The 24,616-nt window shown below is 67.4% G+C and carries 24 protein-coding genes and 1 riboswitch; of the genes, 11 read left to right on the top strand and 13 right to left on the bottom strand.

Annotated features, from left to right (window positions below; all coding sequences use genetic code 11):
- Window positions 1-21: 21 nt before the first annotated feature.
- A riboswitch (TPP riboswitch) is annotated at window positions 22-126 on the bottom strand.
- A gap of 71 nt (window positions 127-197) precedes the next feature.
- The 7 genes from WFK61_RS11175 to WFK61_RS11145 all read right to left on the bottom strand — a co-directional run bounded on the left by WFK61_RS11175 (window position 198) and on the right by WFK61_RS11145 (window position 8,408).
- A complete protein-coding gene (locus tag WFK61_RS11175) occupies window positions 198-395 on the bottom strand; it encodes a hypothetical protein (RefSeq protein ID WP_336811623.1) in 198 nt (65 codons plus the stop codon).
- Window positions 396-646: 251 nt separating this feature from the next.
- Window positions 647-1,783 carry an OmpA family protein gene (locus WFK61_RS11170; protein ID WP_336811622.1) on the bottom strand — a complete coding sequence of 379 codons (1,137 nt, stop codon included), beginning with the start codon at window positions 1,781-1,783 and terminating at the stop codon, window positions 647-649.
- Between the two features lie 1,139 nt (window positions 1,784-2,922).
- On the bottom strand, window positions 2,923-3,822 hold the full coding sequence (locus WFK61_RS11165; RefSeq protein WP_336811621.1) for a polysaccharide deacetylase family protein: 900 nt from the start codon (window positions 3,820-3,822) through the stop codon (window positions 2,923-2,925).
- Window positions 3,823-4,001: 179 nt separating this feature from the next.
- Window positions 4,002-5,705, bottom strand: a complete 1,704-nt coding sequence (locus WFK61_RS11160) for an ABC transporter ATP-binding protein (RefSeq protein WP_336811620.1) — start codon at window positions 5,703-5,705, stop codon at window positions 4,002-4,004.
- Window positions 5,706-5,834: 129 nt separating this feature from the next.
- Complete coding sequence (locus WFK61_RS11155) at window positions 5,835-6,713, bottom strand: ABC transporter permease (protein ID WP_336811619.1); 879 nt, start codon at window positions 6,711-6,713, stop codon at window positions 5,835-5,837.
- Window positions 6,710-7,684: an ABC transporter permease gene (locus WFK61_RS11150; RefSeq protein ID WP_336811618.1), complete on the bottom strand. Its 975-nt coding sequence runs from the start codon at window positions 7,682-7,684 to the stop codon at window positions 6,710-6,712. The genes WFK61_RS11155 and WFK61_RS11150 overlap by 4 nt, the downstream gene beginning before the upstream one ends.
- Window positions 7,685-7,706: 22 nt before the next feature.
- A complete protein-coding gene (locus WFK61_RS11145) occupies window positions 7,707-8,408 on the bottom strand; it encodes a creatininase family protein (RefSeq protein ID WP_336811617.1) in 702 nt (233 codons plus the stop codon).
- A 140-nt stretch (window positions 8,409-8,548) separates the two neighbouring features.
- Between WFK61_RS11145 and WFK61_RS11140 the strand changes: the two genes are divergently transcribed.
- The 5 genes from WFK61_RS11140 (at window position 8,549) to WFK61_RS11120 (ending at window position 13,625) form a co-directional block, all read left to right on the top strand.
- The gene (locus tag WFK61_RS11140) at window positions 8,549-9,085 is read left to right on the top strand and encodes a MarR family winged helix-turn-helix transcriptional regulator (RefSeq protein ID WP_336811616.1); all 537 of its coding nucleotides are present in this window, start codon (window positions 8,549-8,551) and stop codon (window positions 9,083-9,085) included.
- Between the two features lie 25 nt (window positions 9,086-9,110).
- Window positions 9,111-10,703: an ABC transporter substrate-binding protein gene (locus WFK61_RS11135; protein ID WP_336811615.1), complete on the top strand. Its 1,593-nt coding sequence runs from the start codon at window positions 9,111-9,113 to the stop codon at window positions 10,701-10,703.
- Window positions 10,704-10,915: 212 nt separating this feature from the next.
- Window positions 10,916-11,863, top strand: a complete 948-nt coding sequence (locus tag WFK61_RS11130) for an isoaspartyl peptidase/L-asparaginase family protein (protein ID WP_336811614.1) — start codon at window positions 10,916-10,918, stop codon at window positions 11,861-11,863.
- Window positions 11,860-12,897, top strand: coding sequence for a ketopantoate reductase family protein (locus tag WFK61_RS11125; protein ID WP_336811613.1), 1,038 nt, complete (start codon window positions 11,860-11,862; stop codon window positions 12,895-12,897). Before WFK61_RS11130 ends, WFK61_RS11125 begins: the two co-directional genes overlap by 4 nt.
- Entirely contained in the window at window positions 12,870-13,625 is a 756-nt protein-coding gene (locus WFK61_RS11120) for an SDR family NAD(P)-dependent oxidoreductase (protein WP_336811612.1), read from the top strand. The genes WFK61_RS11125 and WFK61_RS11120 overlap by 28 nt, the downstream gene beginning before the upstream one ends.
- A 151-nt stretch (window positions 13,626-13,776) precedes the next feature.
- Here the strand turns inward: WFK61_RS11120 and WFK61_RS11115 are convergent, their stop codons facing one another.
- From WFK61_RS11115 to WFK61_RS11100, 4 genes are read right to left on the bottom strand one after another with little or no spacing between them, the layout of a single operon-like run.
- On the bottom strand, window positions 13,777-14,211 hold the full coding sequence (locus WFK61_RS11115; RefSeq protein WP_257733256.1) for a VOC family protein: 435 nt from the start codon (window positions 14,209-14,211) through the stop codon (window positions 13,777-13,779).
- Window positions 14,212-14,243: 32 nt separating this feature from the next.
- Window positions 14,244-14,726, bottom strand: a complete 483-nt coding sequence (locus WFK61_RS11110; protein ID WP_336811611.1) for a DUF1579 domain-containing protein — start codon at window positions 14,724-14,726, stop codon at window positions 14,244-14,246.
- Between the two features lie 51 nt (window positions 14,727-14,777).
- The gene (locus WFK61_RS11105; RefSeq protein ID WP_336811610.1) at window positions 14,778-15,323 is read right to left on the bottom strand and encodes an SRPBCC family protein; all 546 of its coding nucleotides are present in this window, start codon (window positions 15,321-15,323) and stop codon (window positions 14,778-14,780) included.
- A gap of 41 nt (window positions 15,324-15,364) precedes the next feature.
- Window positions 15,365-15,712, bottom strand: a complete 348-nt coding sequence (locus tag WFK61_RS11100; protein WP_336811609.1) for an ArsR/SmtB family transcription factor — start codon at window positions 15,710-15,712, stop codon at window positions 15,365-15,367.
- Between the two features lie 156 nt (window positions 15,713-15,868).
- On the opposite strand from WFK61_RS11100, the gene WFK61_RS11095 reads away from it, so the two are divergent.
- Window positions 15,869-17,323, top strand: a complete 1,455-nt coding sequence (locus tag WFK61_RS11095) for an AMP nucleosidase (RefSeq protein WP_336811608.1) — start codon at window positions 15,869-15,871, stop codon at window positions 17,321-17,323.
- Window positions 17,324-17,330: 7 nt separating this feature from the next.
- Here the strand turns inward: WFK61_RS11095 and ubiB are convergent, their stop codons facing one another.
- Both ubiB and ubiE read right to left on the bottom strand, forming a co-directional pair.
- Window positions 17,331-18,887 (bottom strand): 2-polyprenylphenol 6-hydroxylase, encoded by a 1,557-nt coding sequence (gene ubiB, locus WFK61_RS11090; RefSeq protein WP_336811607.1) that lies wholly within the window; start codon window positions 18,885-18,887, stop codon window positions 17,331-17,333.
- A 16-nt stretch (window positions 18,888-18,903) separates the two neighbouring features.
- On the bottom strand, window positions 18,904-19,680 hold the full coding sequence (gene ubiE, locus WFK61_RS11085) for a bifunctional demethylmenaquinone methyltransferase/2-methoxy-6-polyprenyl-1,4-benzoquinol methylase UbiE (protein WP_336811606.1): 777 nt from the start codon (window positions 19,678-19,680) through the stop codon (window positions 18,904-18,906).
- A gap of 114 nt (window positions 19,681-19,794) precedes the next feature.
- Between ubiE and mutM the strand changes: the two genes are divergently transcribed.
- From mutM to rpsT, 5 genes are all read left to right on the top strand, one after another.
- The gene (gene mutM / locus WFK61_RS11080) at window positions 19,795-20,691 is read left to right on the top strand and encodes a bifunctional DNA-formamidopyrimidine glycosylase/DNA-(apurinic or apyrimidinic site) lyase (protein WP_336811605.1); all 897 of its coding nucleotides are present in this window, start codon (window positions 19,795-19,797) and stop codon (window positions 20,689-20,691) included.
- An 87-nt stretch (window positions 20,692-20,778) separates the two neighbouring features.
- A complete protein-coding gene (locus tag WFK61_RS11075; protein ID WP_336811604.1) occupies window positions 20,779-21,288 on the top strand; it encodes a hypothetical protein in 510 nt (169 codons plus the stop codon).
- A 743-nt stretch (window positions 21,289-22,031) separates the two neighbouring features.
- Window positions 22,032-22,805, top strand: coding sequence for an enoyl-CoA hydratase (locus WFK61_RS11070; protein ID WP_336811603.1), 774 nt, complete (start codon window positions 22,032-22,034; stop codon window positions 22,803-22,805).
- Window positions 22,806-22,913: 108 nt separating this feature from the next.
- Complete coding sequence (locus WFK61_RS11065; RefSeq protein WP_336811602.1) at window positions 22,914-23,897, top strand: threo-3-hydroxy-L-aspartate ammonia-lyase; 984 nt, start codon at window positions 22,914-22,916, stop codon at window positions 23,895-23,897.
- Between the two features lie 181 nt (window positions 23,898-24,078).
- Window positions 24,079-24,345 carry a 30S ribosomal protein S20 gene (gene rpsT / locus WFK61_RS11060; RefSeq protein WP_061970750.1) on the top strand — a complete coding sequence of 89 codons (267 nt, stop codon included), beginning with the start codon at window positions 24,079-24,081 and terminating at the stop codon, window positions 24,343-24,345.
- Window positions 24,346-24,616 lie beyond the last annotated feature (271 nt).

Genomic DNA, 24,616 nt, shown 5'->3' with positions numbered 1-24,616 from the left:
TGTGATGCGGGTGCAGGCCAAGGCTGCACCGCGTTCCAGTCCCTCCGCCGGTATGACCCGGATCAGGTTCGATGGGTTCAGCTTCGAAAGCCGTCTCAGCCCTTGCGGGCACCCCTCGGAACGCAGACGAGGTTAGGCGCAGCGCCGCCGCTTGGCAACGGGCTGTGCGAAGCTCCGATAGGACTGGAAGGAATGGCTCAGGCCGTGCGGTCGACCAGCGTGCCTTGCCCAGCCGGCAGCGTCGCTTGCGTCTGCTCGACGCTCTGCTGGAGCATGGCGACAAGGCCCTGCTCGGCCTGCGCATTCTGCTTGAGCATCTCGACCGACAGCGCCTGCCGGGTCGAGTCGGCCTGCATCGAGACGATGCTGGTGGCGAGGGAGATGGCGTCGCTCATGGCGGGCACGCTAACCCGGCAACCCTACCAAATCCTCAATCCGGTCCCTCAAGGTGCGATGATAGAGGGCAAGCGAAACAGGCGCAGGGAACGGCTGTTCCCTGCGCCTGTGGAAGAGCGGGGCCGCTTAGATCGCCATGCGTCCCATCGGACGCAGTGTGGCGATCAAGCTTTTGTCTTGGCATCGGATTTCTCCGAAAAGTGGATTCCACTTTTCGGTCCGATGCCTAAAGAGCAACCCCGTCCGGTCGTCACTGGTTCTGGCCGCTCAGCAGCGGCGTGATCCGCCGGAGCGTGACGCGCCGGTTTTCGCGGGAAGCATCCTGCGTGTTCACCTTCAGATACTGCTCGCCATAGCCCTGGGTCGTCAGGTTCTCCGGCGGGATCTGGAAGTCACGCGTCAGGATTTCCGCGACCGATTGCGCGCGGCGATCGGAGAGCGAGAGGTTGTCAACATCGGCGCCGACGGCGTCGGTGTGGCCCTCGACGAGGAAGACCTCGTTGGGCGAACGCTGCAGCGCGCGCTTCACCGAATCCGCGATCACCGACAGGCGTCGGCCCTGATCGGCCCCGACCTGCCAGGAGCCGGTGTCGAAATTGATCGTGTCGATATCGACGCTGCGCATGCGGGCGCGCAGGTCCGGCGAATAGCGGACCTCGTCCAGCGTGTAGCGGCGCGGAATCGCGGCGATCGGCGGGGCGGTGATCGTCTCGTAGATCAGGTCCTCGTCGGCCCGGTCCGCATCGACGATATAGCGCTCGCGCGGGATCGGCAGCGGCGGCGGCGGCAGCACCACGACATCGTCGGCGAAGCGCCCCGGACGGTCCCGCAGCGTATTGTCGATGATGATCACCTCGCGGTTGTCGCGGTCGATGCGGGTGCGGCGGATCAGCCGGCCCTCCTCGTCCGTGACGGTGACGATGCGCGTGCCGTCCGGCCGCTCGAAGATCGTGCGGTTCTCGCCATCGCGGCGCTCGGAGCGGCCCTGCCAGCCGAGATCGCGGAAACGCTGGTCCTCGTCGCGGCGGATGATGGCGCGGCCGTCATCGTCGCGGATGATGGTGCGGCCGGGCTCGCGGATGATGGTGACGTCACCCTCGCGCCGTTCCTCGCGGCGGCTCCGGATATCCTCGAAGCGCTGCGCGCCCTGCGCCGCCATGATGCCGCCGATGACGCCGGCACCGAGGCCGATCGCGCCGGCGACGCCCGGCGAGACGCCGCCGCGGCGGCCTTCACGCTGGGGCGGCTGGCCGGGAAGCCCCGCCGGAGGCTGGCCCGGAGCGAAGCCGGGCTGGCCGGGGGCAGGCCCGACACCGGGTTGCGGCGCCATGCCGGGCGCGCCGCCGGAGGGCAGGCCGGGAGCCGGGCGGCCAGGCTGGCCGGGCACAGCGCCCGCAGGCGGCGTAGGGGTCGGAGCCGTGGCGCCGGGCTGGACCGGAGCCGGAGCGCCGGGCGCACCAGCCGGAGGCGTTCCCGGAGCGGGGCGCGAAGGCTGGGACGGAGCTGTCCCAGCGGGGGGCGGCGGTGTCGGAGCGGCCGTTCCCGGCTGTGCCGGGGCAGCAGGCGCGCCAGGCTGCGGCGCCGCAGCCGGCGGACGCGGCTGGGACGGCTGGGCCGAGGGTGGGACGGCAGGCCCGCCGCGCGGAACGACGGAGGGCGGCGCGCCGGCGCCCGGCTGAGCAGGAGCTCCCGGCTGCGAGGGAGCGCTCGGTGCCGTTGCAGGCGGCGTTCCCGGCGGACGGGGCTGACCCGGCGCTGCCGAGGGCGGAACGGCGGGACCACCACGCGGAACCGCCGAAGGCGGCGCGCCAGCGCCCGGCTGGGACGGCGCACCCGGAGCCGTAGCGGGCGGGGGCCCCGGCGGGCGAGGCTGGGTCGGCGCAGCGGAAGGCGGAACGGCCGGGCCACGCGGAGCGGTGGCAGGCGGCGCGCCGGCGCCCGGCTGAGGCGCAGCACGCGGGGCCGTCGGCTCGACCGGCGGACGTGGCGGCGTCGGGCGGGCTGCCGGGGCTTCGCTGGGAGCGGGCGCTGCGCGGGGCGCGACAGGCGCCTCACGCGGCATGGCCGGGCGTTCGGGCTGCTGGCGCACCGCAGGCGGCTCGGCGCGCGGCTGCGGCGCGGGCATGGCGGGTGGTTGCGGCCGGGGAGCAGCCGGAGCGGGCTGCATCTGCGGCGGGCGCGGGGCTTGCGGCTGGGCGGGCGCCGCCGGGGCGGCAGGCCGTTCCGGACCGCGCTGCTGGCCGGGCTGTGCGCCTTGCGGCGGCTGCGGCCGCTGCCGTGGCGCGCGGGGATCATTGTCTCCGGCGGCGGGGGCCTGTGCGACCCGGTATCCGGCCTCGGCGAAGGCCTGCCCGGCTTGCGAAAGGACGAGGGCCGGCAGGACGGTCCCGACCAGCAACCAGCGTTTCGTGCGCATCTTTATTCCCGTCGTTCGTTTCAACGTACGGGTATCAGGCCCGTCATGGCCTGAACCCCCGATGAAGCGAAAACGGCGGGAATCGGGCAGCGGTTCCCTCGGGTCGGCGATCAGATACCGGCCTCAGCCTTCACATAGGCCGCGATCTCGGCATGGGTCGCGAACCAGCAATCGCCCTTGGCCTTGGCCAGACGGACCAGCTCCTCGACGATCCAGAAGCGCGAGCGATAGGTGATGACATGCGGATGCATGGTCAGCAGGAAGAGCCCTCCCTCGGCATAGGCCCCTTCGAACTCGCGGCGGAAGATGTCGAAGACCGCTTCCGGCGAGGTATAGGGCCTGAGCGCCTGGAAGCGGTTCATGCTGAGATAGGGCGCGTCGTCGCGGATCCACTCGACCGGCAGTTCGACGATTCCGGTCGGCTCCCCCTTCTCGACGATCTCATAGGGATCGTCATCGGCGAAGAGCGAGGAATCGTAGAGCAGGCCGAGCTCGCGCTCGATCGAGAGCGTCACGTCGGAAAAGTCCCAGGACGGGGTGCGCATGCCGACGGGCCGCACGCCGGTGACCTTCTCCAGCGTATCGGCCGAACGCAGGTGCAGTTCACGCTCGTTTTCGGGCGGCACCGCCGTGTTGACCTCGTGGATCCAGCCGTGGAGGCCGATCTCATGGCCGGCGCCGATGATGCGGCGCTGCTCCTCCGGATAGAGCAAGGCCGTGACGGCGGGCACGAAAAAGCTTGCCGGGATGTCCTGCCGCTTCAGCAGATCGAGGATCTTCGGCACGCCGACGCGGTTGCCGTACTGGCCCCAGGACAGGCGCCCGACCGACTTGCCGCCGTCGCGCAATTCATTGGTCTCGTGGTCGACGTCGAAAGAGAGCGCGACCGCACAGCGCGCGCCGTTCTTCCATCTGGCGGGCTTGAGGTTGCGGCCGGCGCGGACCTGCTCGACCTTGCCGCGCCAGACCTCTTCCGGCCATTGCCAGGGCAGGAGTTCGGATTGGGACATGAGGCTCTCCTTCTCAGGTTTTCTCGACAGCCAGTTTCACCGCGCCGTCATCCCGGCCGCAGCGCAGCGGAGCGCCGGGATCCATCGGAGGGCTCCGGCGCTCTACGATGGATCCCGGATCTACGCGGCTGCGCCGCTTGTCCGGGATGACGGCGCGTATTTCAGATGCGGTGTCGTCCTCAAACCACTGGCAATACCGGCACGGCGGCGAGCAGGCGCTTGGTGTAGTCGTGCTGCGGATGGTCGTAGACCTCGCCGGCCGGGCCGCTCTCGACGATCCGGCCGCGATACATGATCGCGACGCGGTCGCAGAGATGGCGGACGACCGAGAGGTCATGCGAGATGAAGATCAGCGTGAGATCCAGTTCCTGCCGGAGCCGGATCAGCAGGTTGATGATCTGCGCCTGGATCGAGACGTCAAGCGAGGCGACCGGCTCGTCGCAGACGACGACATCGGGCTGCATCGCCAGCGCCCGCGCGATGGCGACACGCTGACGCTGGCCGCCTGAGAACTGATGCGGGTAGCGATCCGCGAAATCGGGATTGAGCCCGACCGCCGCCAGCCATTGCCGGACGTAATCCCTGGCCTGTGCGCGCTCGATCAGGCCATGCGCCAACGGCCCCTCGGCGATGCTGTCACCGACCGTCATGCGCGGATTGAGCGAGGCGAAAGGGTCCTGGAAGATGGTCTGGACGCGCGTCGTGATCTTGTGCGGCGGCTCGCCCGCGCTCATCACAGGGGCACCGTCGATGCGGACCGTCCCACTGTCCGGCGCATAGATGCCGGCCGCGACACGCCCGAGCGTTGACTTGCCGGAGCCGGACTCGCCGACGAGGCCGAGCGCCTCGCCGCGCTTCAGCACCAGCGTGACATCGTCGACCGCCTGCACGACGGAAGGTGGCTTCGCCAGGCCGGCCTTCTGGGCGAGCTTGCGGAACAGGCCGGGCGTTCCGGCGAAGCGCTTGGCGACATGCTCGATGCGGACATAGTGCACGGCATCCGCGACGGCAGCCGTGGCCTGTTTCGTCGCGCGCGGCGGCGGCGCGACATCGGAACCGACGCCACCGGCGAGCAGCTTGCCTGGCTCGGAGCGCGAGGGCAGCGCGTCGAGCAGGGCCTGCGTATAGGGGTGCTGCGGATGGGTCAGTACGTCGAGCGTCGGCCCGGCCTCGACGATCTTGCCGTGGCGCATGACGCAGACATGGTCGGCCAGTTCTGCGACGACCGCGAGATCATGGCTGATCCAGATCAGCGCCGTGCCGAGCTCGGCGACCAGCTCCTTCATCTCGGACAGGATTTCGGCCTGCACGGAGACGTCGAGGGCCGTCGTCGGCTCGTCGCAGATGATCAGCTTCGGTCGGTGCAGCAGGGCGATGGCGATGGCGACGCGCTGGCGCATGCCGCCGGAGAACTGGTGCGGATAGAAATCGACCTTGGCCTCGGCATCGGGAATGCGGACCTGCGCCAGCGCCGCGACCGCGCGACGGCGGGCCTCGGCGCCCGAGACCGTCTCATGCGCTTCCAGCGCGAGCCTGATCTGCGTGCCGATGGTCAGCATCGGGTTCAGCGTCATCATCGGGTCCTGGAAGACCATCGAGATCTGCTTGCCGCGGACCTTGCGCAGTTCGGCGGGCGGCAGGCCGGTGAGCTCCCGCCCCTCCAGCTTGACCGAGGAGCCGGGCTCGACGCGGCCCGGCGGATCGATCAGGCCGATGATCGAGAAGCCGGTGATGCTCTTGCCCGAGCCGGATTCGCCGACGAGGCCCATCACCTCGCCGCGCTTCAGCGCGAAGGAGACGCCGTCGACCGCCTTCACCACACCGGCGCGGGTGTGGAAATGGGTGGCGAGGTTGATGACTTCGAGGAGAGGCGCGTCGCTCATCGCTTCAGCCTCCACCGTCATGCTCGCCCTTGTGGCGAGCATCCACGTCTTGAACACAGCATTGCATCAGTGAAGACGTGGATGGTCGGGACAAGCCCGACCATGACGAAAAGAGTGTGCCCTGACCCCTCATCGCTTCAGCCTCGGATTGACCTGATCGCGGACGCGGTCGCCGACGAGGTTGATCGCGACGATCAGCACGATCAGCGCGATGCCCGGATAGATCGAGATCCAGTAGCGGCCCGACAGCATGTACTGGAAGCCGTTGGCGATGAGCATGCCGAGCGAAGGCTCGGTCACCGGCAGGCCGACGCCGAGGAAGGAGAGCGTCGCCTCCAGCGCGATGGCGTTGGCCACCTGCACGGTCGCGACCACGATCAATGGCGGCAGGCAATTCGGGAAGATATGGCGCCAGACCACGCGCCAGCCCGGCAGAGGCGTCGAGAGCACCGCCTCGACATAGTCCTTGCCGCGCTCGGCCGAGGCCGCGCCATGGGCGGTGCGGGCGAAATAGGCGTATTGCGCGGCGGCGAGCGCGGCGATGAGCTGCATCTTGCCCTGCCCGAGCAGCGCCGAGAGCACCAGCGCCAGCAGGATCGCCGGGAAGGCGAGCTGCAGGTCGATGACGCGCATGATGAAGGCTTCGCGGCGCCCGCCGGCATAGGCCGCGCCGATGCCGAGCGCGACGCCGAGCGTGAAGGCGATGGCACCGGCGACCAGCCCCATCTGCAGGGAGATGCGCAGGCCGTAGAGGATGGCGGAGAGCAGGTCGCGGCCCTGCGCGTCGGTGCCGAGCCAATGCGTATAGCCGCCTTCGCCGACATAGCCCGGCGGGCGGCGCGCATCGGAAAGCGAGAGATTGGCGAGATCGTAAGGGTTCTGCGGCGCGACGAGCGGCGCCAGCACGGCGATGCCGATCATCAGGACGACGACCGCAAGCGCGATGACGGCCGTCTTGCTCTCGCGGAACTCGGCCCAGAAGCGGGCGGCGGGGGAGGCGTCCTTCATCGCGCGCCTCCCTTCCTCAGGCGCGGATCGAGCCCGACATAGGCGAGATCGACGAGGAAATTGATGGTGATGAAGACGAAGGCGACGAGCATCAGGTAGGCGACCATCACCGGCCGGTCGAGCGACTGGATGGAATCGATGATCAGCTTGCCGATGCCGGGCCAGGAGAAGATCGTCTCGGTGACCACCGCGAAGGCGAGCGTCGAGCCGAATTCGAGGCCGAAGACGGTGACGAGCGGGATCGCGATCAGCCTGAGCACATGCCGGCGCAGCACCGTCCATTCGGACAAGCCCGCGGCGCGGGCGAATTTCACGGTGTCGGAGAGCATCGTCTCGCGCGTGCCGGCGCGGGCCAGCCGCGTCATCAGGGCGAGCTTGAAGAAGGCGAGGTTCAGCGCCGGCAGCAGCAGATGGCTCAGGCCGTTCAGGGTGAGGAAGCTCCATTCGACGCCGAGGATAGAAACGGTCTCGCCGCGCCCGCCCGCCGGCAGCCATTGCAGTTCGACGGCAAAGGCCATGATCAGCACGAGGCCGATCCAGAAGGTCGGCACCGAGAAGCCGAGAATTGAGACCGTCATGATCAGCCTGGAGGCGACGCTGTCCGGCCGGTAGCCGGCATAGATCCCGGCGGGGATGCCGATCAGCGCCGCGCCGCAGACGGCGGCCAGCGTCAGCTCCAGCGTCGCCGGCAGGCGGGACAGGATCAGGTCCATCACCGGCATGCCGAAGACGAAGGAGCGGCCGAAATCGCCGTGGAGCACGCGGCCGAGGAAGGTCAGGTACTGCTCCCAGAGCGGCCGGTCGAGCCCGTATTGGGCGATGGTCTGGAGGCGCAGTTCCTGGCTGACATCGGGGCCGATCAGCACGTCGATCGGGTTGCCGATCGCATAGACGCCGACGAAGACCAGCACCGACATGACGAGCATGACGACGAGCGCCTGCATCAGCCGGACGGCGACATGGCCTAGCATCGCTGGCGTTTCCGGTGCGGCCTCACGGCCAGTTCTCCACCATCACCGCCCGCGTCTCCTCGACGCCGACCTGCCAGAGCCTGAGCATCTCCTCGTCCGGCCGCTGGTAGAGGCCGTGGAAATTGCCGTCGCCGAGGATCTCGCGGCGCTTCGCCGGGCTCGCGGCCTGGTATTCGGCGGCGTTGAAGGGCGGCTTCAGCGTGTCCGGCATCGCGACGCCGGCGAGGCGGGTCCAGGGGAAGTTCTCCATCCAGGAGGCGTGCGAGGCCGCCGGATCGACCGCCTGGACGGCCGCCTGGAATTGCGGCGCCGCCCACCAGTTATGCAGGCGGATGCTGGCATCGGGATGCGCATCCAACCATTCGGTCGCGAAGTTCAGCGCCGGGGAATTGCCGCCATGGCCGTTGACGAGGACGATGCGGCGGAAGCCCGAGCGATAGAAGCCGTCGAAGATGTCGCCGAGCAAGGCCGCATAGGTGCTCAACTTGAGCGAGATGCTGCCCGGGAAATTCAGGAAGCCCGGCGTCAGGCCATAGGCCAGCACCGGGAAGACGGGGATGCCGAGCGGCTCGGCCGCCTCCTGCGCCACGCGTTCGGAGAGGATCACGTCGGTCGCGAGGCTCAGATAGGCGTGCTGCTCGACGCTGCCGAGCGGCAGGACGCAGCGATCGTCCCGCTTCGCCTGGGCCTTGATCTGCATCCAGTTCAAGTCGGCGACACGCACGGCGCGATCCTTGCTTAGCTTCGGCAAGCGGTAGACAATCCGGGCAGGCGGCGCGGACCACCCGCCAGAGCCATCCTTGACTCTGGCCTCCGGTAGCGTCAAGTTCCATTTGGAACTAAATCGGCCGAGAGATATTCCCGATGCGACGCGCGCCGACCTCTCCTTCCCGCGCCGATCCGGAGCGCGAGGCCGCATTGGCCGAGCTCGATCCGCTGACCGTGACCAAGCTCTGGGACAATCCCTGCTGGCTGTCCTTCCGGCTGAATTTCGTCGCCTTCCGCTTCAATGATCCGGTCTATCGCTGGATCGAGACGCGCTACGGCCTCGTCAGGCCGGAATTCGTCGCGCTCTATGCGGTGGGCCTGAAGGAAGGCGTCGCGGCCAAGAACATCGTCGCCTCCTCCGGCCTGCCCAAGAACACGCTCTCGCGTGCCGTGCAGAAGCTGCTGCAGCGGCGCCTGCTCAAGCGCGAGACCGATCCGGACGACCTGCGCAGCTACGTGCTCCATCTCACGCCGGCCGGGCGCAAGATCTTCGACGAGACCATGGTGCCGATGGTCGAGCACCAGACGACGATGCTCGCCGGCCTCAGTGCGGACGAGCAGCGCCAGCTCTGCGCGCTGATGGACAAGCTCGTCATCGCCTCGCCTGCCTGGCCTCAGGAACTCCAGTCATAACCACAGAAAATCAGGGGATACCGTCATGACCCGCGTGAAGAGCCTCCGTCTCGCCGCCTTCGCCGCCCTGCTCGGCGCCACCGTCTCGACCGGCGCGCTGGCGCAGACCCTGACCATCGGCGTCCGCGCCGGGCCGGAATCGATCGACCCGCATTTCACCGCGACCGGCACCCATGCCGAAGCGCTGAAGCATGTCTTCGACACGCTGACCTGGTCCGGCGACAAATTGCAGATCGAGCCGCGCCTCGCGCTGAGCTGGAAGACGCTGGAGCCGACGGTCTGGGAGTTCAAGCTGCGCCCCGGCGTCAAATTCCATGACGGCTCCGACTTCACCGCCGAGGACGTCAAGTTCTCGATCGAGCGCATTCCGGTCGTCGCCGGGCCGAACCCGACGACGATCTATGTCCGGCGCGTCAAGGAGGTGAAGATCGTCGACCCGCTGACGGTCCATATCGTCACCGACGGGCCGGCGCCGAACCTGCCGAACGATTTCATCCGCCTCTTCATCGTCTCGCACAAGGCCGCCGCCGGCCTGACCAAGGACAATGCCAACGAGGCCTTCAACTCGGGCAAGGCGGCGGTCGGCACCGGCCCCTACAAGTTCGTCTCCTGGACGCCGAAGGACCAGATGGTTCTGGACCGCTTCGACGGCTACTGGGGCACGAAGGAGCATTGGGCCAAGGTCGTGCGCAAGGAGCTTCCGAACGACGCCGCCCGCGTCGCGCAGCTCAAGGCGGGCCAGGTCGACATCATCGTGCGCGCGCCGGCTTCCGACGTGCCGACGCTGAAGCGCGATGCCAAGCTCTCCGTCGCAACGGTCGAGAGCGTCTATCTCTTCAACATGGAGCTCGACATGCGGGACAAGACCCCGCAGGTCACCGCCAAGGACGGCTCGGCCCTGCCGAAGAACCCGCTGCAGGACGCGAAGGTGCGCGAGGCGATCGACCTCGCCATCGACCGGCCGGCGCTGGCGGAGATCGCGATGGAAGGGCTCGGCACGCCCGCCAACCAGCTGGTGACGCCGACCATCGCCGGCTTCAACAAGAGCCTGCCGGCGCTCAAGCCGGACCTCGCCAAGGCGAAGAAGCTGATGGAGGAGGCCGGCTATCCCAACGGCTTCAAGGTCGGCTTCGCCTTCACCAATGACCGCTTGCCCGGCGACCGGCAGGTCGGCACCTCGATCGCGCAGATGCTGGCGCGCATCGGCATCGAGGTGAACGCCAATGCGCAGCCCGGCGCGGTGTTCTTCCCCGCGCGCCTGCGCGGCGATTTCTCGCTGTCGATGTCCGGCTGGGGCACCCTGACGGGCGAGGCGAACTACACGCTCTCTTCCGTGGTCCATTCCAACGACCCGGCCAAGAAGCTCGGGGCCTTCAACGTGCTCGGCTACAAGAATGCCGAGGTCGACAAGCTGATCGAGGACGCGGCCGTCGAGATGGACGAGGCCAAGCGCAACACGATGCTGTCCGACGCCGCCGCGATCATCGCCAAGGACCGGCCGCGCCTGCCGATCGCCGCCGTCGGCTCGGCCTGGGCGATGCAGAAGGACAAGGTGACGATCAGCCCGCGGGTCGACGAGGACACGCTGGCGATGGACATCAAGCCCGCCAGGAAGTGAGATTGTCTTCCTTCTCCCACCGATCCCGGGCTTGCCCGAGATCGGGCCTCAAGGTGGCACATATCGGAAGCATCCGATATGTGCGGGGAGAAGGTGGCAGCGCGCAGCGCTGACGGATGAGGGCTGTGTCCCGCCATCCTTCCCTCATCCGTCTGCTTCGCAGACACCTTCTCCCCCAAGGGGAGAAGGATCGCGTCGGAGAATTTGAGAACATGACCCTCGCGCTCGCCATCCATGGCGGCTGCGGCACCTTGCCGAAAGCCGAGATGACGGAGGCCGAATGGGCCCAGGCCCGCTCCGACCTCGCCAGCGCATTGCGGGCCGGCTGGGCGATCCTGAACAAGGGCGGCGCGGCGGTCGATGCCGTCGAGGCGGCCGTGCGGGTGATGGAGGATTCCCCGCATTTCAACGCCGGCCACGGCTCCGCCTTCAACACCGAAGGCGAGCACGAGCTCGACGCCTCGATCATGGACGGAGCGACGCTGGCCGCCGGGGCGATCTGCGGCGCCAAGCGCATCCGCAATCCGATCGTCGCCGCCAAGGCCCTGATGCTGCGCGGCGATCCCGTACTGCTCGCCGGCTCCGCGGCCGATGATTTCGCCGAGCATGAGGGCGTCGATACCGTCGAGAACGAGCATTTCTCGACCGAGCGACGCCGCAAGAACCTCGCCTCGATGAAGCTGCGCGAGATCGTCGGCACCGCCGCCGAGGCGAGCGAGGCCGAGAAGCACGGCACGGTCGGCGCCGTCGCCTGCGACGCTCAGGGCCATCTCGCCGCGGCGACCTCGACCGGCGGCTACACCAACAAGCCGGTCGGCCGCGTCGGCGATTCCCCCATCATCGGCGCCGGAACCTATGCCCGCGACGGGCGCTGCGCCGTCTCCGGCACCGGCAAGGGCGAGTATTTCATCCGCTACTGCGTCGGCCACGAGATCGCGTCGCTGATCGCCTATAAGGGTCTCTCGCTGGAAGCGGCGACGGATGCCGTCCTGGCTGAGCTTTCCGAGCACAAGATCGGCGCGGGGCTCGTCGCCGTCGATGCCGAGGGCGGGATCGTCGCCCCCTACAACACCAAGGGCATGTATCGCGGCTGGGTGACGGAGGACGGCCTCATCCATGTCGCCACGCATGACCATGTCGAACTGGCGGGGCAGGCGTGAGCGAACCCATCCTGATCTGGGGCGCCGGCGCCATCGGCGGCACGCTCGGGGCCTATTGGGCGCGGGCCGGCATCCCGGTCCTGCTCGTCGATATCGTGCCCGAGCATGTCGAGGCCTGCCGGACCAAGGGGCTCGCCATTTCCGGACCGGTCGAGGAATTCACGCAAGTTCTGCCGGCCGTAACGCCGGCTGAACTGACCGGCCGCTACAGCCGTATCGTACTCGCGGTGAAGGCCGGTGCGACGGACGCTGCGCTGGCCACGCTGAAGCCGCATCTCGCGGAGGACGGCTTCGTGCTCTCCGCCCAGAACGGCCTGAACGAACTCGCCATCGCCGCGGCGGTCGGCGAGCGGCGCACGATGGGTTGTTTCGTCAATTTCGGCGCCGACTGGCTCGGACCAGGCGAGATTCTCTATGGCAATCGCGGCGCGACGGTCGTCGGCGAGATCGACGGCTCGATCAGCGAGCGGGCCAGCGAGATGCATCGCCTGATGCAGCTCTTCGAGCCGGATGCGATCCTGACCGACAACATCTTCGGCTATCTCTGGGGCAAGCTCGCCTATGGCGCGATGCTGTTCGGGACGGCGCTAACCGACGATTCGATGTCGACGAATTTCGCCGACCCGCAGCGGCTGCCGGTCTGGCTCGCGCTCGGGCGCGAGGTCGGGGCGGTCGCTGCCAGGCGCGGCGTCACCTCGCTCGGCTTCGGCGCGTTCGATCCTATGGTCTTCGCGCCCGGCCGGCCGGAAGGCCCGCAGGTCGAGACGATCAACTTGCTCGCGCATTACACCGCGCAGACCGCCAAGACGCATTCCGGCATCTGGCGCGATCTCGCCGTGCGCAAGCGCAAGACCGAGGTCACCCCGCAGATCGGCATTATCGCGACGCTCGGCCGCGAGGTCGGCATTGCGACGCCGGCGCTGGAGACGCTGGTCTCGCTGATCCACGATATCGAGGACGGCCGCCGCCCGATGGCCTTCGAGACGCTCAAGGTGTTGATCGACCAATGCAGATCCGCTTCGACGGCCGCGTAGCCCTCGTCACCGGCGCAGCCCAGGGCATCGGGCGCGCGATCGCTGCCGCTCTCGCCGAGGCCGGCGCGCGCGTCCATCTCGCCGATATCGACGAGGACGGTGTGCAGGCCGCCGCCAGAGAGATCGGCGCGACAGGCCATGCGGCCGATCTCGGCTCGCCCAAGGCCGCGCAGGCTCTGGTGCGCGAGATCGTGGCGGCGGATGGCCGGCTCGACCTTCTCGTCCATGCCGCGGGCGGGGTGCGCGGGCAGGTCGGCCGGGCGATCGAGGAGATTTCCGAGGACGATTGGCGTGTCATCTTCGCCGCCAATGTCGATGCCGCCTTCTTTCTGGCGCAGGCGGCGGCGCCCGCGATGAAGCAGGCCGGCTATGGGCGGATCGTGACGATCTCGTCGGGCGCGGGTTTGAGGCCGAGCCTCACCGGCATCCAGGCCTATGCCAGCGCCAAGCACGCGCTGGTCGGATTGACGAAGCAGCTCGCCTGGGAATTCGGCCCCCACGGCATCACCGTGAATTCGGTGGCGCCGGGCTTCGTGCGCTCCAATCCCGCCAGCGAACGGCAATGGCAGAGCTACGGGCCAGAGGGGCAGAAGCGCCTCGTCGAGAGCATCCATACCCGCCGGCTCGGAACGCCCGAGGACATCGCCAACGCCACGCTGTTCTTCCTGAGCGAGCAGGCCGGCTGGATCAGCGGGCAGGTGCTCTCCGTGGATGGCGGGCGGTCGTAGGTTAGGCTGGTGTTCCTCGGAACCGCGCCGTCATCCCGGACAAGCGGCGCAGCCGCGCCGATCCGGGATCCATCATAGAGCGCGGAGCCTTACGATGGATCCCGGGTCAAGCCCGGGATGACGGGGTGTTTCCTCAGTGAATCTGCAGGCCCTAGCCGCAATTCGCCTGATCCGCCGGCATGTCGGCGCCGACCATCCAGTTCGTGCCGAAGCGGTCGATCAGCATGCCGAAGCGGGGCGACCAGAAGGTCTCGCCGATCGGCATCGTGATCTTGGCGCCGCCCTCGGACAGGCCGGCGAAAATGCGGTCCGCCTCCTCCGGCGTCGGCACGCTGACGCTGACCGAGACCGAGCGCATCGGGCCATCGCTGTTGTTCGGCGGCGCGTCCGAGGCCATCAGCAGCTGGCCCTCGATCTCCAGGCAGGCATGCAGGATCTTGTCGCGCCATTCCGCCGGGACATGCTCCTCGGCCGGCGTGCCCTTGTGGTCCATCATCGCCTGGATCGTGCCGCCCAGGACCTTGTGGTAATGGGTGAAAGCCTCGCGGCAATTGCCCTCGAACATCAGATAGGTCGACAGTTTCATCGCGTATCCTCCTGCGTGCCTGTGGGAAGCGCTCAGCGCTTGCGGTGATACTGGGCGGCCATGAACTCGGCCCACTGGCCGTCCGGCCCAAGCGCGCGCGAAGTCAGGGTGCGGTGGTCCGGCGACAGGAAGGTGATGATGTCCTGATACTTCGTCATCGAGCCGTCGCCCGTCATGCTCGGCCCCTCGGTATCGAGGACCAGCGACTTGCCGTCGGCGGAGAGCGCTCCGTCATAGGTCCACATCATCGTCATCATCGAGGCGACGAAGCTGCCGACGAAACGGCCCTTGGCCGGGTCGAAGCCGAGCGTCATCAGGCTGGTGACCGGCTTGCCTTCGGGAGAGTCGCCCTGCCCTTCGCCCAGCGTCCAGAGCCCGCCGAGCGAACGTACGCTCTCCGTGCCCTTCGAGGTCGATGTCGGCTGGTCCGGCCCCATCGAGCAGTTCATCTCGGCGGTCCAGTCACCGATCAGCTGGTGGAGCCACTCATGTTCCTTCTGCGGTTCGCCCATCATGGTCTTTCTCCTCCGGTTTTCGTTCTCTGGGTGATCGGGTTATGCGCCGCCTCAGGCGGCGCGCTCGGCCGCGGCCTTCATGGCCTTGAGCCCGGTCTCGAAATCGCCGCCGACCATGCGGTCCATGTCCATGAAGACGTGCATGATCTTGGCCGCGAAGGGCGTCGGGCCGGTCATGATCCAGGTCACGTTCGTCTGCTGGCCCTGCGGCGTCAGCGCGAAGACGACGTCGTTATGCGCCTCGAAGGGCTTGAGGAAATCGAGCTTGAGCCCGAGCTTGCCCGGCACTTGGGCCTCGGTGATGCGCATGCTGCCCTCGCCGACATTCTTGTCGCCGGCCCAGGCATAGGTCGCGCCGACGCCGGTTTCGGGCCCGCCGAAGGTGCGCTTCATCGCCGGGTCCTTCTTCTCCCAGGGCGACCAGGCGTTCCAGGCCCGGAAATCGGCGATCAGCGGATAGATGCGATCCGGCGCGGCATTGATCGCGATGGAACGCGTGACCTGGAAGGTGTCCGGCTTGCGGGCAGCAAGGATCAGCACGACGACGATGCCGGTGGCGACGATACCGAGCAGGCTGAGAAGAATGGTCTTGAGCATGACGAGCACCTGAAACTGAGCTGAAAGGAATGGCTTTGGCGTCAAACGCCGGACTTATCGGGTGGTTTCGCCTTGATCTCGCGGAGCATCTCGTCCAGCCGCCCCAGGCTCTGGTCCCAGAAACGGCTGTAATGCTCCAGCCATTCCGAGACGTCCTGCAGCGGGCCGGGGTCGAGCCGGCAAGGCCGCCACTGGGCCTCCTTCCCCCGCGTGATCAGCCCGGCGCGCTCCAGCACCTTCAGATGCTTGGAGACCGCCGGCAGGCTCATCGCGAAGGGCTCGGCCAGCTCCTTCACCGAACTCTCGCCTTCCGACAGCCGGGCCAGGATGGCGCGGCGCGTCGGGTCGGCGAGGGCTGCGAAGGTCAGGCTGAGCGGGTCCGTCGACATCTTATGAAACCGATCAGTTAATTAACTGATCGGTTTACTAATCGCATTCCTCCTGCCTGTCAACCGGGCTGGGCCGCAAGCTGGCGCGGGCCACCGCCGGTTGTTGTCAGGAGCGCGGACACGCGGCTAGAACCGGAGGGAGAACGAGGAGGGTTCATGAGCTTCGAGACCGCAGCGACACCGGAAGCCGCCGTGGACCGGCTCGAACGGCTCTATGACGAGGCGCGCTCGGCCTTGCGCGGCGACCTGCAGCGCTTCTTCGACACCGGCGAGGCGCCGACGCCCGAGGACCGGGAGCGCTATCGCTACCCGATGCTGCGCGTGACCTACGAGCCCTCGAAGCTGCCGGAGGCGACCCGGCGCGGCTATGCCAAATTCGCGGTGCCCGGCATCTATTCGACCACGGTGACGCAGCCGGCCGAATTCCGCGCCTATCTGCTCGATCAGCTCAAGCCGCTGGTCGCCGAATATGGCGCGACGATCGAGACCGGCGTCAGCACGCAGGAAATCCCGTACCCCTATGCGCTCGAAGGCGGCGACGAACTGGGACGCGGCAAGATCACGGCCGCCGAACTGGCACGCTATTTCCCGACACCGCTTCTGGCGCTGGTCGGCGACGAGATCGCGGACGGCACCTACGAGCTGATCGAGGGCGAGCCGCGCCCGCTCTCGCTGTTCGACGCCGTGCGCGTCGATTATTCGCTGCGGCGGCTGGTGCATTACACCGGCACCGACTGGCGCGCGGTGCAGCCCTGGGTGCTCTTGACCAACTACCACCGCTATGTCGACCAGTTCGTCCGGCTCGGCCTCGCCGAGATCGAGGCGGGCACGGCCGAAGCCCTGGTCGCGCCGGGCGGCATCCGCATCGACAGGGACGGGATCGACGTCTCGGCCGCCGAGCGGGTGATGTCGGCGCCCTGGCACCGCTTCCAGATGCCGGCCTATCACCTGATCCGGAAGGGCGGCGAGGGCGTGACGCTGGTCAATATCGGCGTCGGCCCCTCCAACGCGAAGAACATCACCGACCATCTCGCGGTGCTCCGGCCGAATTGCTGGCTGATGGTCGGCCATTGCGGCGGCCTGCGCCAGACGCAGATCATCGGCGACTACGTGCTCGCCCATGCCTATCTCCGGCAGGACCGCATCCTCGACGATCTCGTGCCGCCGGATATCCCGATCCCGGCGCTGGCGGAGGTGCAGGTCGCGCTGCAGCAGGCGGCGGCCGACATCACCGGCGAGAAGGGCGACCGGCTGAAGCAGCGCCTGCGCACCGGTACCGTCGTGACGCAGGACGACCGCAACTGGGAATTGCAATGGACCAAGGAGCGGCGGCGCATCAACCTGTCGCGCGCCATCGCGGTCGACATGGAATCCGGCACGATCGCGGCGCAGGGGTATCGGCTCAGGGTGCCCTACGGCACGCTGCTCTGCGTCTCGGACAAGCCGCTGCATGGCGAGATCAAGCTGCCGGGCGCCGCCAACGCCTTCTACGAGCGTGCGGTCGGCGAGCATCTGCGCATCGGCCTCGATGCGCTGGAGAAGCTGAAGGTCACCGGATCGGCGATCCATTCGCGCAAGCTCAGGAGCTTCGACGAGCCGCCGTTTCGGTAAGCGTGGCTCAGCCGAAGACGCCGTAGGCGAGCAGCGCCGCGATCACCCAGAGCGCGACATTGCCCCAGCGGTTGCGCCGGGCCTCGGCCCGGCCGATCGCCTCGACGCTGCGCTCGTCCAGCGAGAAGCCGTGGCGCGAGGCGTCCTCGAGCTGGCCGAGCACGCGCTCGGCGCGGATGACCGTGTCGGGCAGGGTCGCGAGCGAGCCGAGCAGGGAACGGGCGCCGCGGCCGGCATCCGCCAGCTTGCCGAGAGGGCCCAGGTTTTCGGTGATCCAGCTGCGCACCACCGGATCGGCCGTGCCCCACATGTCGAGATGCGGGTCGAGCGAGCGGGCGACGCCCTCGACCACGACCATGGTCTTCTGGAGCATGACGAGCTCGGTGCGGGTCGCCATGTCGAACATACCGGTGATCTCGAAGAGCAGGGTCAGCACCTTGGCCATCGAGATCTGGTCGGCGCGCTTGTCGTGGATCGGCTCGCCGACGGCGCGGATCGCCTGGGCGAAATCCTCGACATCGTGATGGGCGGGCACATAGCCCGCCTCGAAATGCACCTCCGCCACGCGACGATAGTCGCGGGTGATGAAGCCGAGCAGGATCTCGGCGAGGAAGCGCCGCTCCTTCAGGCCGAGCCGGCCCATGATGCCGCCATCGACCGCGACGAGCCGGCCCTCCGCATCGACGAAGAGATTTCCGGGGTGCATGTCGGCATGGAAGAAGCCGTCGCGGATCGCGTGCTTCAGGAAGGACTGGATGATCTTGCGGGCGAGCTCCGGCAGATCATGGCCGGCGGCGCGCAGGCCCTCGATATCGGAAAGGCGGACGCCGTCGATCCATTCGTCGACCAGCATCTCGCGGGCGGTGAGCTGCCAGTCCGGCTCCGGCACGCGGAAATCGGCATCGCCCTTGGTGTTCTCCGCGAATTCGGAGAGGGCAGCGGCTTCGAGCCGCAAATCCATCTCCATCGCGACCGAGCGCGCCAACGTCTCGACCACGCCGGTGAAGCGCAGGCGCCGCGCCTCGGGCGAACGCGCCTCGGCCGTCTCGGCACCGAAGCGCATCGCGGCGAGATCACGGTTGAAGCGGTCGCGGATACCGGGCCGCAGGATCTTCACCGCGACCTCGCGGCCATCCTTCAATCGGGCGCGGTGGACCTGGGCGATCGAGGCGGCGGCGACCGGCTCGCTGAATTCGGGGAACAGTGTCTCCAGCTTCACGCCATGCGCCGCCTCGACGATGGCGCGGGCCTCGGCCATCGGGAAGGCCGGCATGCGGTCCTGCAGGGCCGAAAGGTCCTGCGCGATCTTCATGCCGACGACATCGGGGCGCGTCGCCAGGAACTGGCCGAATTTCACATAGGACGGGCCGAGCCGGGTCATCGCCGCCGCGAGGCGGGTCGCGGAGGAACCGGCGCCGCGACGCTCGATCAGGCGGCCGACGCGGATCAGGCCGCGCGCCAGCGGCGGCAGCACGGAGGGATCGACGAGCGCCAGCGCCCCCTCGCGCGCCAGCACGAAGCCGACGCGCGCGCCGCGCAGCATGTGGAAGAAGGAGGAGATCATGCCGCCGCAGCCAGCATCACAGCTTCCAGCCGGAATGCAGCGCCACGACGCCGCCGGTCATCGGCGTGAACTTGGCCCGGCGGAAGCCGGCATCCTCGATCATCCCCGCGAAAGCCTGCGGCTTCGGGAACTTGCGGATCGACTCGACGAGATACTGGTAGGGCTCGGCCTCGCCGGTGACCATGCGGCCCATCGGCGGGATCACCTTGAAGGAATAGGTCTCGTAGATCTTGTCGAGCAGGGGCACGTCGACATGGCTGAATTCGAGGCAGAGGAACCTGCCGCCGCGCTTCAGCACGCGATAGGCCTCGGCCAGCGCCTTGTCGATCTGCGGCACGTTCCGGATGCCGAAGGCGATGGTGTAGCAGTCGAAATGGTTGTCGGGCAGGCCGAGCGCCTCGGCATTGCCCTGGACGAAGCGGATGCGATCATCGTCCGGAAAGCGCTTGTCGGCGCGCTCGCGCCCGACGCGGAGCATGTCGGCATTGATGTCGAGTACGGTGACATCGGTCTGAGGGCCGCCGGCCTCCAGCACCGAGAAGGCGACGTCGCCCGTGCCGCCTGCGACATCGAGATGGTGGAAGGGCCGATCCTTCGCCGGGTTGATCGCGGTCAGGAGCGCGCTCTTCCAGGCCCGGTGCAGGCCGCCCGACATCAGGTCGTTCATCAGGTCGTAGCGGTTGGCGACCTTGTGGAAGACGTCGTCGACCTTGGCCTGCTTCTCGGCGAGCTTCACCGTCTCGAAGCCGAAATGGGTGGTGTCCCCGGGTCCGGTATTCTGGGCTGCTGTCACGGTCGGGCCGGCCTTGTGCAAATCTGTCTTGTATTCGCTTGAGCCGATCAATAGCCAAAGGCGACGGGCTTGTCGCGGGCCCTCTCGACGCAGGCTTTATTTGAGGTCGCTGACATGCCGGAGCTACCCGAGGTCGAAACCGTCCGGCGCGGGCTGGAGCCCGCCATGCTGGGCGAGCGTTTCGCACGCATCGAACAGCGCCGGCCGGACCTGCGCTTTCCTCTGCCCGAGCGCTTCGCCGAGCGCCTGACCGGGCGGCGGATCGAGGCCCTGTCGCGGCGGGCGAAATACCTGATCGCCGATCTCGACGACGGCGCGGCGCTCGTGATGCATCTGGGCATGAGCGGGCGCTTCATCGTCGAGGCGCCCGGCACGCCGCCGACCGAGCCCGGCTCCTATTATAATGAGATCGGCCGGCATCTGATCCATGACCATGTCGTGTTCGAGATGGGGACCGGCGCGCGCGTCACCTATAACGACGTGCGCCGCTTCGGCTTCATGGATCTCGTGCCCCGCGCCGAACTCGCGACATCGAAGCATTTCGCGGGTATGGGCATCGAGCCGCTCGGCAACGAACTCTCCGGCGAGACGCTGGCAAAACTCTTCGCGGGCAAGTTCGCACCCTTGAAGGCCGCATTGCTGGACCAGCGGCTCGTGGCGGGCCTCGGCAATATCTATGTCTGCGAAGCCCTGTTCCGGGCCGGTCTCCACCCGGAGGCGGAAGCGGGGACGATCGCGACGCCGACGGGCCGGCCGCGCGAAAAGGCGCATGAGCTCGCCCGCATCATCCGCGAGGTGCTGGAGGAAGCGGTCGCAGCCGGTGGCTCGACGCTCCGCGACTTCGCCCATGCCGACGGCTCGCTCGGCTATTTCCAGCACCGCTTCAAGGTCTATGACCGCGAGGGCGAGATCTGCGTCACGCCGGGCTGCGGGACGTTGGTGAAGCGGTTGGTGCAGTCGGGCCGCTCGACGTTTTATTGCGAGAGTTGCCAGAAGCGGGCGGTTCGCTAGGGGCGCGCAGTCCGCTTGGGGTCGGAAGCGGACATTCTTGGGGCGTCTGTTAACGGTTCGGAGCAGCGTAGGACCGGAAGAGCCACAGTGAAATTTCAATATGTTGCATCTTGGCTTTATTGGGTCGTGCTAATCGTGGCGATGATGGCCTTTTTTGCTATCGGCCGCGCCGTCGAGTTTGGTCTGGAAAGTATCATGCCCTTTCTGTCGTCCAGGGAGGTGAATTCGGTTGTCGCACTGTTGATGTTGTGCATGGTTTTTATTTCAATCGCAGGCTTTTCTAAATTTCAGAGGCGCTTTGGCTACCTTCTTCCGTCGAGTCACCTAGTTCTAACCAAAGTCGGCATGCATTTCGACCTGCCGTTGCGTATCAACGGCTTCGTTTCATGGCACGACATCGCAAGTGTCCGCAGCGTCAAATTCCGAGGGCGAATGCTCATCACCATTGAGTTCAAGCACAAACTCCCGATTGGTCCAGCGGGCTATGAGCGTGAACTCAGCCGGTTATTGCTGCGTGGGGATCGCATTCTCCCTTCTGGAGAGAGTTTCGTGGAAGCCGCGCAGCGCTGTCATGCCCAGGGTGACTGCAATCCATAATTTCGTCAGCTTCCAAGGCGTAATTGCCGCAACCTCAGCTACTGCAATGGGGCGTTAGCAAACATTCCCCGAAACTAATCCCCGTCTCTCAAACCGCCCCTATCCTCGACCCACCTCATCCCGAGGGGCGGCCATCCGGAGGCATGCTGCATGGCGGGGCGGGGACGGCGCCCTGCGACCGGGTTTGCACCCCGGACTCGGGAGGCTGCGGGAACCGCCCTGGGGGTACTACGGCCCCTGTGCGAGGAGCTCGCTGGAAGGCTCGGGATATCCAAGGCCTGACGCGGAATGGATGACGAGGCGATGAGCCGAACTGATCCGTGGGCCGCGGCGGGCATGAGGAACCTCTGCCCGATAAGCGCGGCCCGCGGCTTTCAAATCGCCGGCAAGCGGAGCGCCACGGGGCGTGCGGAGGGTGGCTCAATCCTTCCGCGCCGCATCCTGGCTCAACGGAAGCGGCTCTCTATACACCGCGCCTCGCGGCGCTCCGCTGCCCCTCACCGATCAACGAACGCGACAACGCGGGCGTGTGAAGACGTATGCGTGAACCTCGCCGTCATGCTCGCCCTTGTGGCGAGCATCCACGTCTTGAACGCCGCGCTGCCCGAAGGAAGACGTGGATGGTCGGGACGAGCCCGACCATGACGGGAGGCAGTGCGAATGCGCGGATGCGTGCGACGCGCATGGACCGCTCCTCCACCGCCCGCTAAAGCTGCCATCACAGGAGCATCCGGGAGGCCGCCATGGCTTATGAGACCATTCTCGTCGAGACGAAGGGCAAGGTCGGGCTGATCACGCTCAACCGCCCGCAGGCGCTGAACGCGCTGAACGGCCAGCTCATCGGCGAGATCAACCAGGCGCTCGACGGCTTCGAGACCGATGACGGCATCGGCTGCGTCGTCCTCACAGGCTCGGAGAAGGCCTTCGCCGCCGGCGCCGACATCAAAGAGATGCAGAGCCGCACCTTCCCCGGCACCTATCTCGACGACAAGTTCGAGGACTGGGACCGGATCGGCCGACGCCGCAAGCCGATCGTCGCGGCGGTCGCGGGCTTCGCGCTCGGCGGCGGCTGCGAGCTCGCCATGATGTGCGATTTCATCATCGCCGCCGACAATGCCAAATTCGGCCAGCCCGAGATCAATCTCGGCGTCATCCCCGGAGCCGGCGGCACGCAGCGCCTGACCAAGGCAGTCGGCAAGGCCAAGGCGATGGACCTGATCCTGACCGGCCGGATGATGAATGCCGAGGAGGCCGAGCGCTCCGGCCTCGTCGCCCGCGTCGTGCCGCTCGCCGATCTGCTCACCGAGACGCTGAAGGCGGCCGAGCAGATCGCGGCGAAGTCGCTGCCCTCCGTGCTGATGGCGAAGGAATCGGTCGAGCGCGCCTTCGAGGTGACGCTGCAGGAAGGCCTGCGCTTCGAGCGGCGCGTCTTCTCCTCGCTCTTCGCCACCGCCGACCAGAAGGAGGGCATGTCCGCCTTCGCCGAGAAGCGGAAGCCCGACTTCAAGAACGCCTGAGCAAGAGGCCATCGCCTGCCGCATGGCGGCATCGAGCGGCGCCGCCTTGATGAAACGACCCTCCTGCTGGCAGATAGCCATCGTCTTTCGCCAGCAGGATCACCCGCGATGAACGCCCAGACCGGACCGTCCCTCCCGACCTATGCCGATGTCGAGGCCGCGGCCATCAGGCTCAAGGGCATCGCCCATCACACACCGGCGATGAGCTCGGCCACAGCCAACCGGCGGACGGGCGCCAGCCTCGTCTTCAAGCCCGAAAACCTGCAGCGCATGGGCGCCTTCAAGTTCCGCGGCGGCTACAATGCGATCGCCTCGCTCAGCCCCGAGCAGAAGAAGGCCGGCGTCGTCACCTATTCCTCCGGCAACCATGCCCAGGCCATCGCCTATGCCGGCCAGCTGCTCGGCGTGCCGACCACGATCATCATGCCGAACGATGCGCCGGCCGCGAAGGTCGCCGCGACCGAGGGCTATGGCGGGCAGGTCATCCGCTATGACCGCTATACCGAGAACCGGCTCGATATCGGCAACCGGCTCTCGGCCGAGCGCGGGCTGACGATCATCCCGCCTTACGACCATCCGCATGTCATCGCCGGGCAGGGCACCGCGACCAAGGAGCTGATCGAGGATGCCGGCCCGCTCGACATCCTGCTCGTGCCGCTCGGCGGCGGCGGGCTGCTCGCCGGCGCGGCGCTCGTCGCCAAGGCGCTGAACCCGGGCTGCCGCGTTTACGGCGTCGAGCCGGAGGCCGGCAATGACGGCCAGCAATCCCTGCGCAAGGGCGAGATCGTCGCGATCGGCGTGCCCAAGACCATCGCCGACGGGGCGCAGACCGCCTTCCTCGGCGACCTCACCTTCCCGATCATCCAGCGCGAGGTCGAGGATATCGTCACGGTCAGCGACGACGCGCTCGTCGACGCCATGCGCTTCTTCGCCGAGCGGATGAAGCTCGTGGTCGAGCCGACCGGCTGCCTCGCGGCGGCGGCCGCCTTTGCCGGCGCCGTGCCGGTCGAGGGCAAGCGCGTCGGCGTCATCCTCTCCGGCGGCAATGTCGATCTGGCGAGCTTCGCGCGCTTTATCGCGCCCTCCGCGTGAGTTCGGCGACCTTCAGGCGATTCCGGCGTTGACGTAGCGCCGGCAAGCGATTATAGCCCCACCACTCGCGGCGGCCCGCGCAAGCTCGGCCGCCGCGCACGTTTTTCCAGCAAGGATGCGGCCAGCCCCGCCGGCAATGACGCCAGGCGCCCGGTCGCGATGAAGAGACGAGGACGTTTCGATGGCCAATACGACGTCGGCCAAGAAGGCTACGCGCAAGATCGCTCGCCGCACCGAGGTCAACAAGGCGCGCCGCTCGCGGATGCGCACCTTCCTGCGCAAGGTCGAGGAGGCGATCGCCTCCGGCGACAAGGCCAGCGCCGCCGAAGCCCTGAAGGCCGCCCAGCCGGAAATCATGCGCGCCGCGCAGAAGGGCGTGGTTCACAAGAACACCGCCTCGCGCAAGGTTTCGCGCCTCGCGCACCGGATCGGCGCCCTGGCTTCCTGAGCCTGAATTCGCATCGTTTCGATGACGGGAAAGCCCGGCCGAAAGGCCGGGCTTTTTCGTTGGCTTCATGGCCTCTGTGGCGCGCTCGCCACAGGCTCCGACGGAACAAAACAAAGCCGCTTTCAAGCCATTTTCGCAAGCTTTCCACGGCCTTGCGGACTTGACTCTCGGGCGCCATTCAGGGCGCGAAATCGACCTCCGGACCGGACTCCGCCGCTCATAAAAAGATGTGATTTTTCATCATCTTAGCAGGCAAAGGATTTTGGAAGAC

The organism is Allobosea sp. MMO-172 (assembly GCF_037147855.1).
In the GTDB taxonomy this organism is placed as follows: Bacteria; Pseudomonadota; Alphaproteobacteria; order Rhizobiales; family Beijerinckiaceae; genus Allobosea.
The sequence above is the reverse complement of the archived record's forward strand: the minus strand, read 5'-3'. Positions and strand labels throughout refer to the sequence as shown.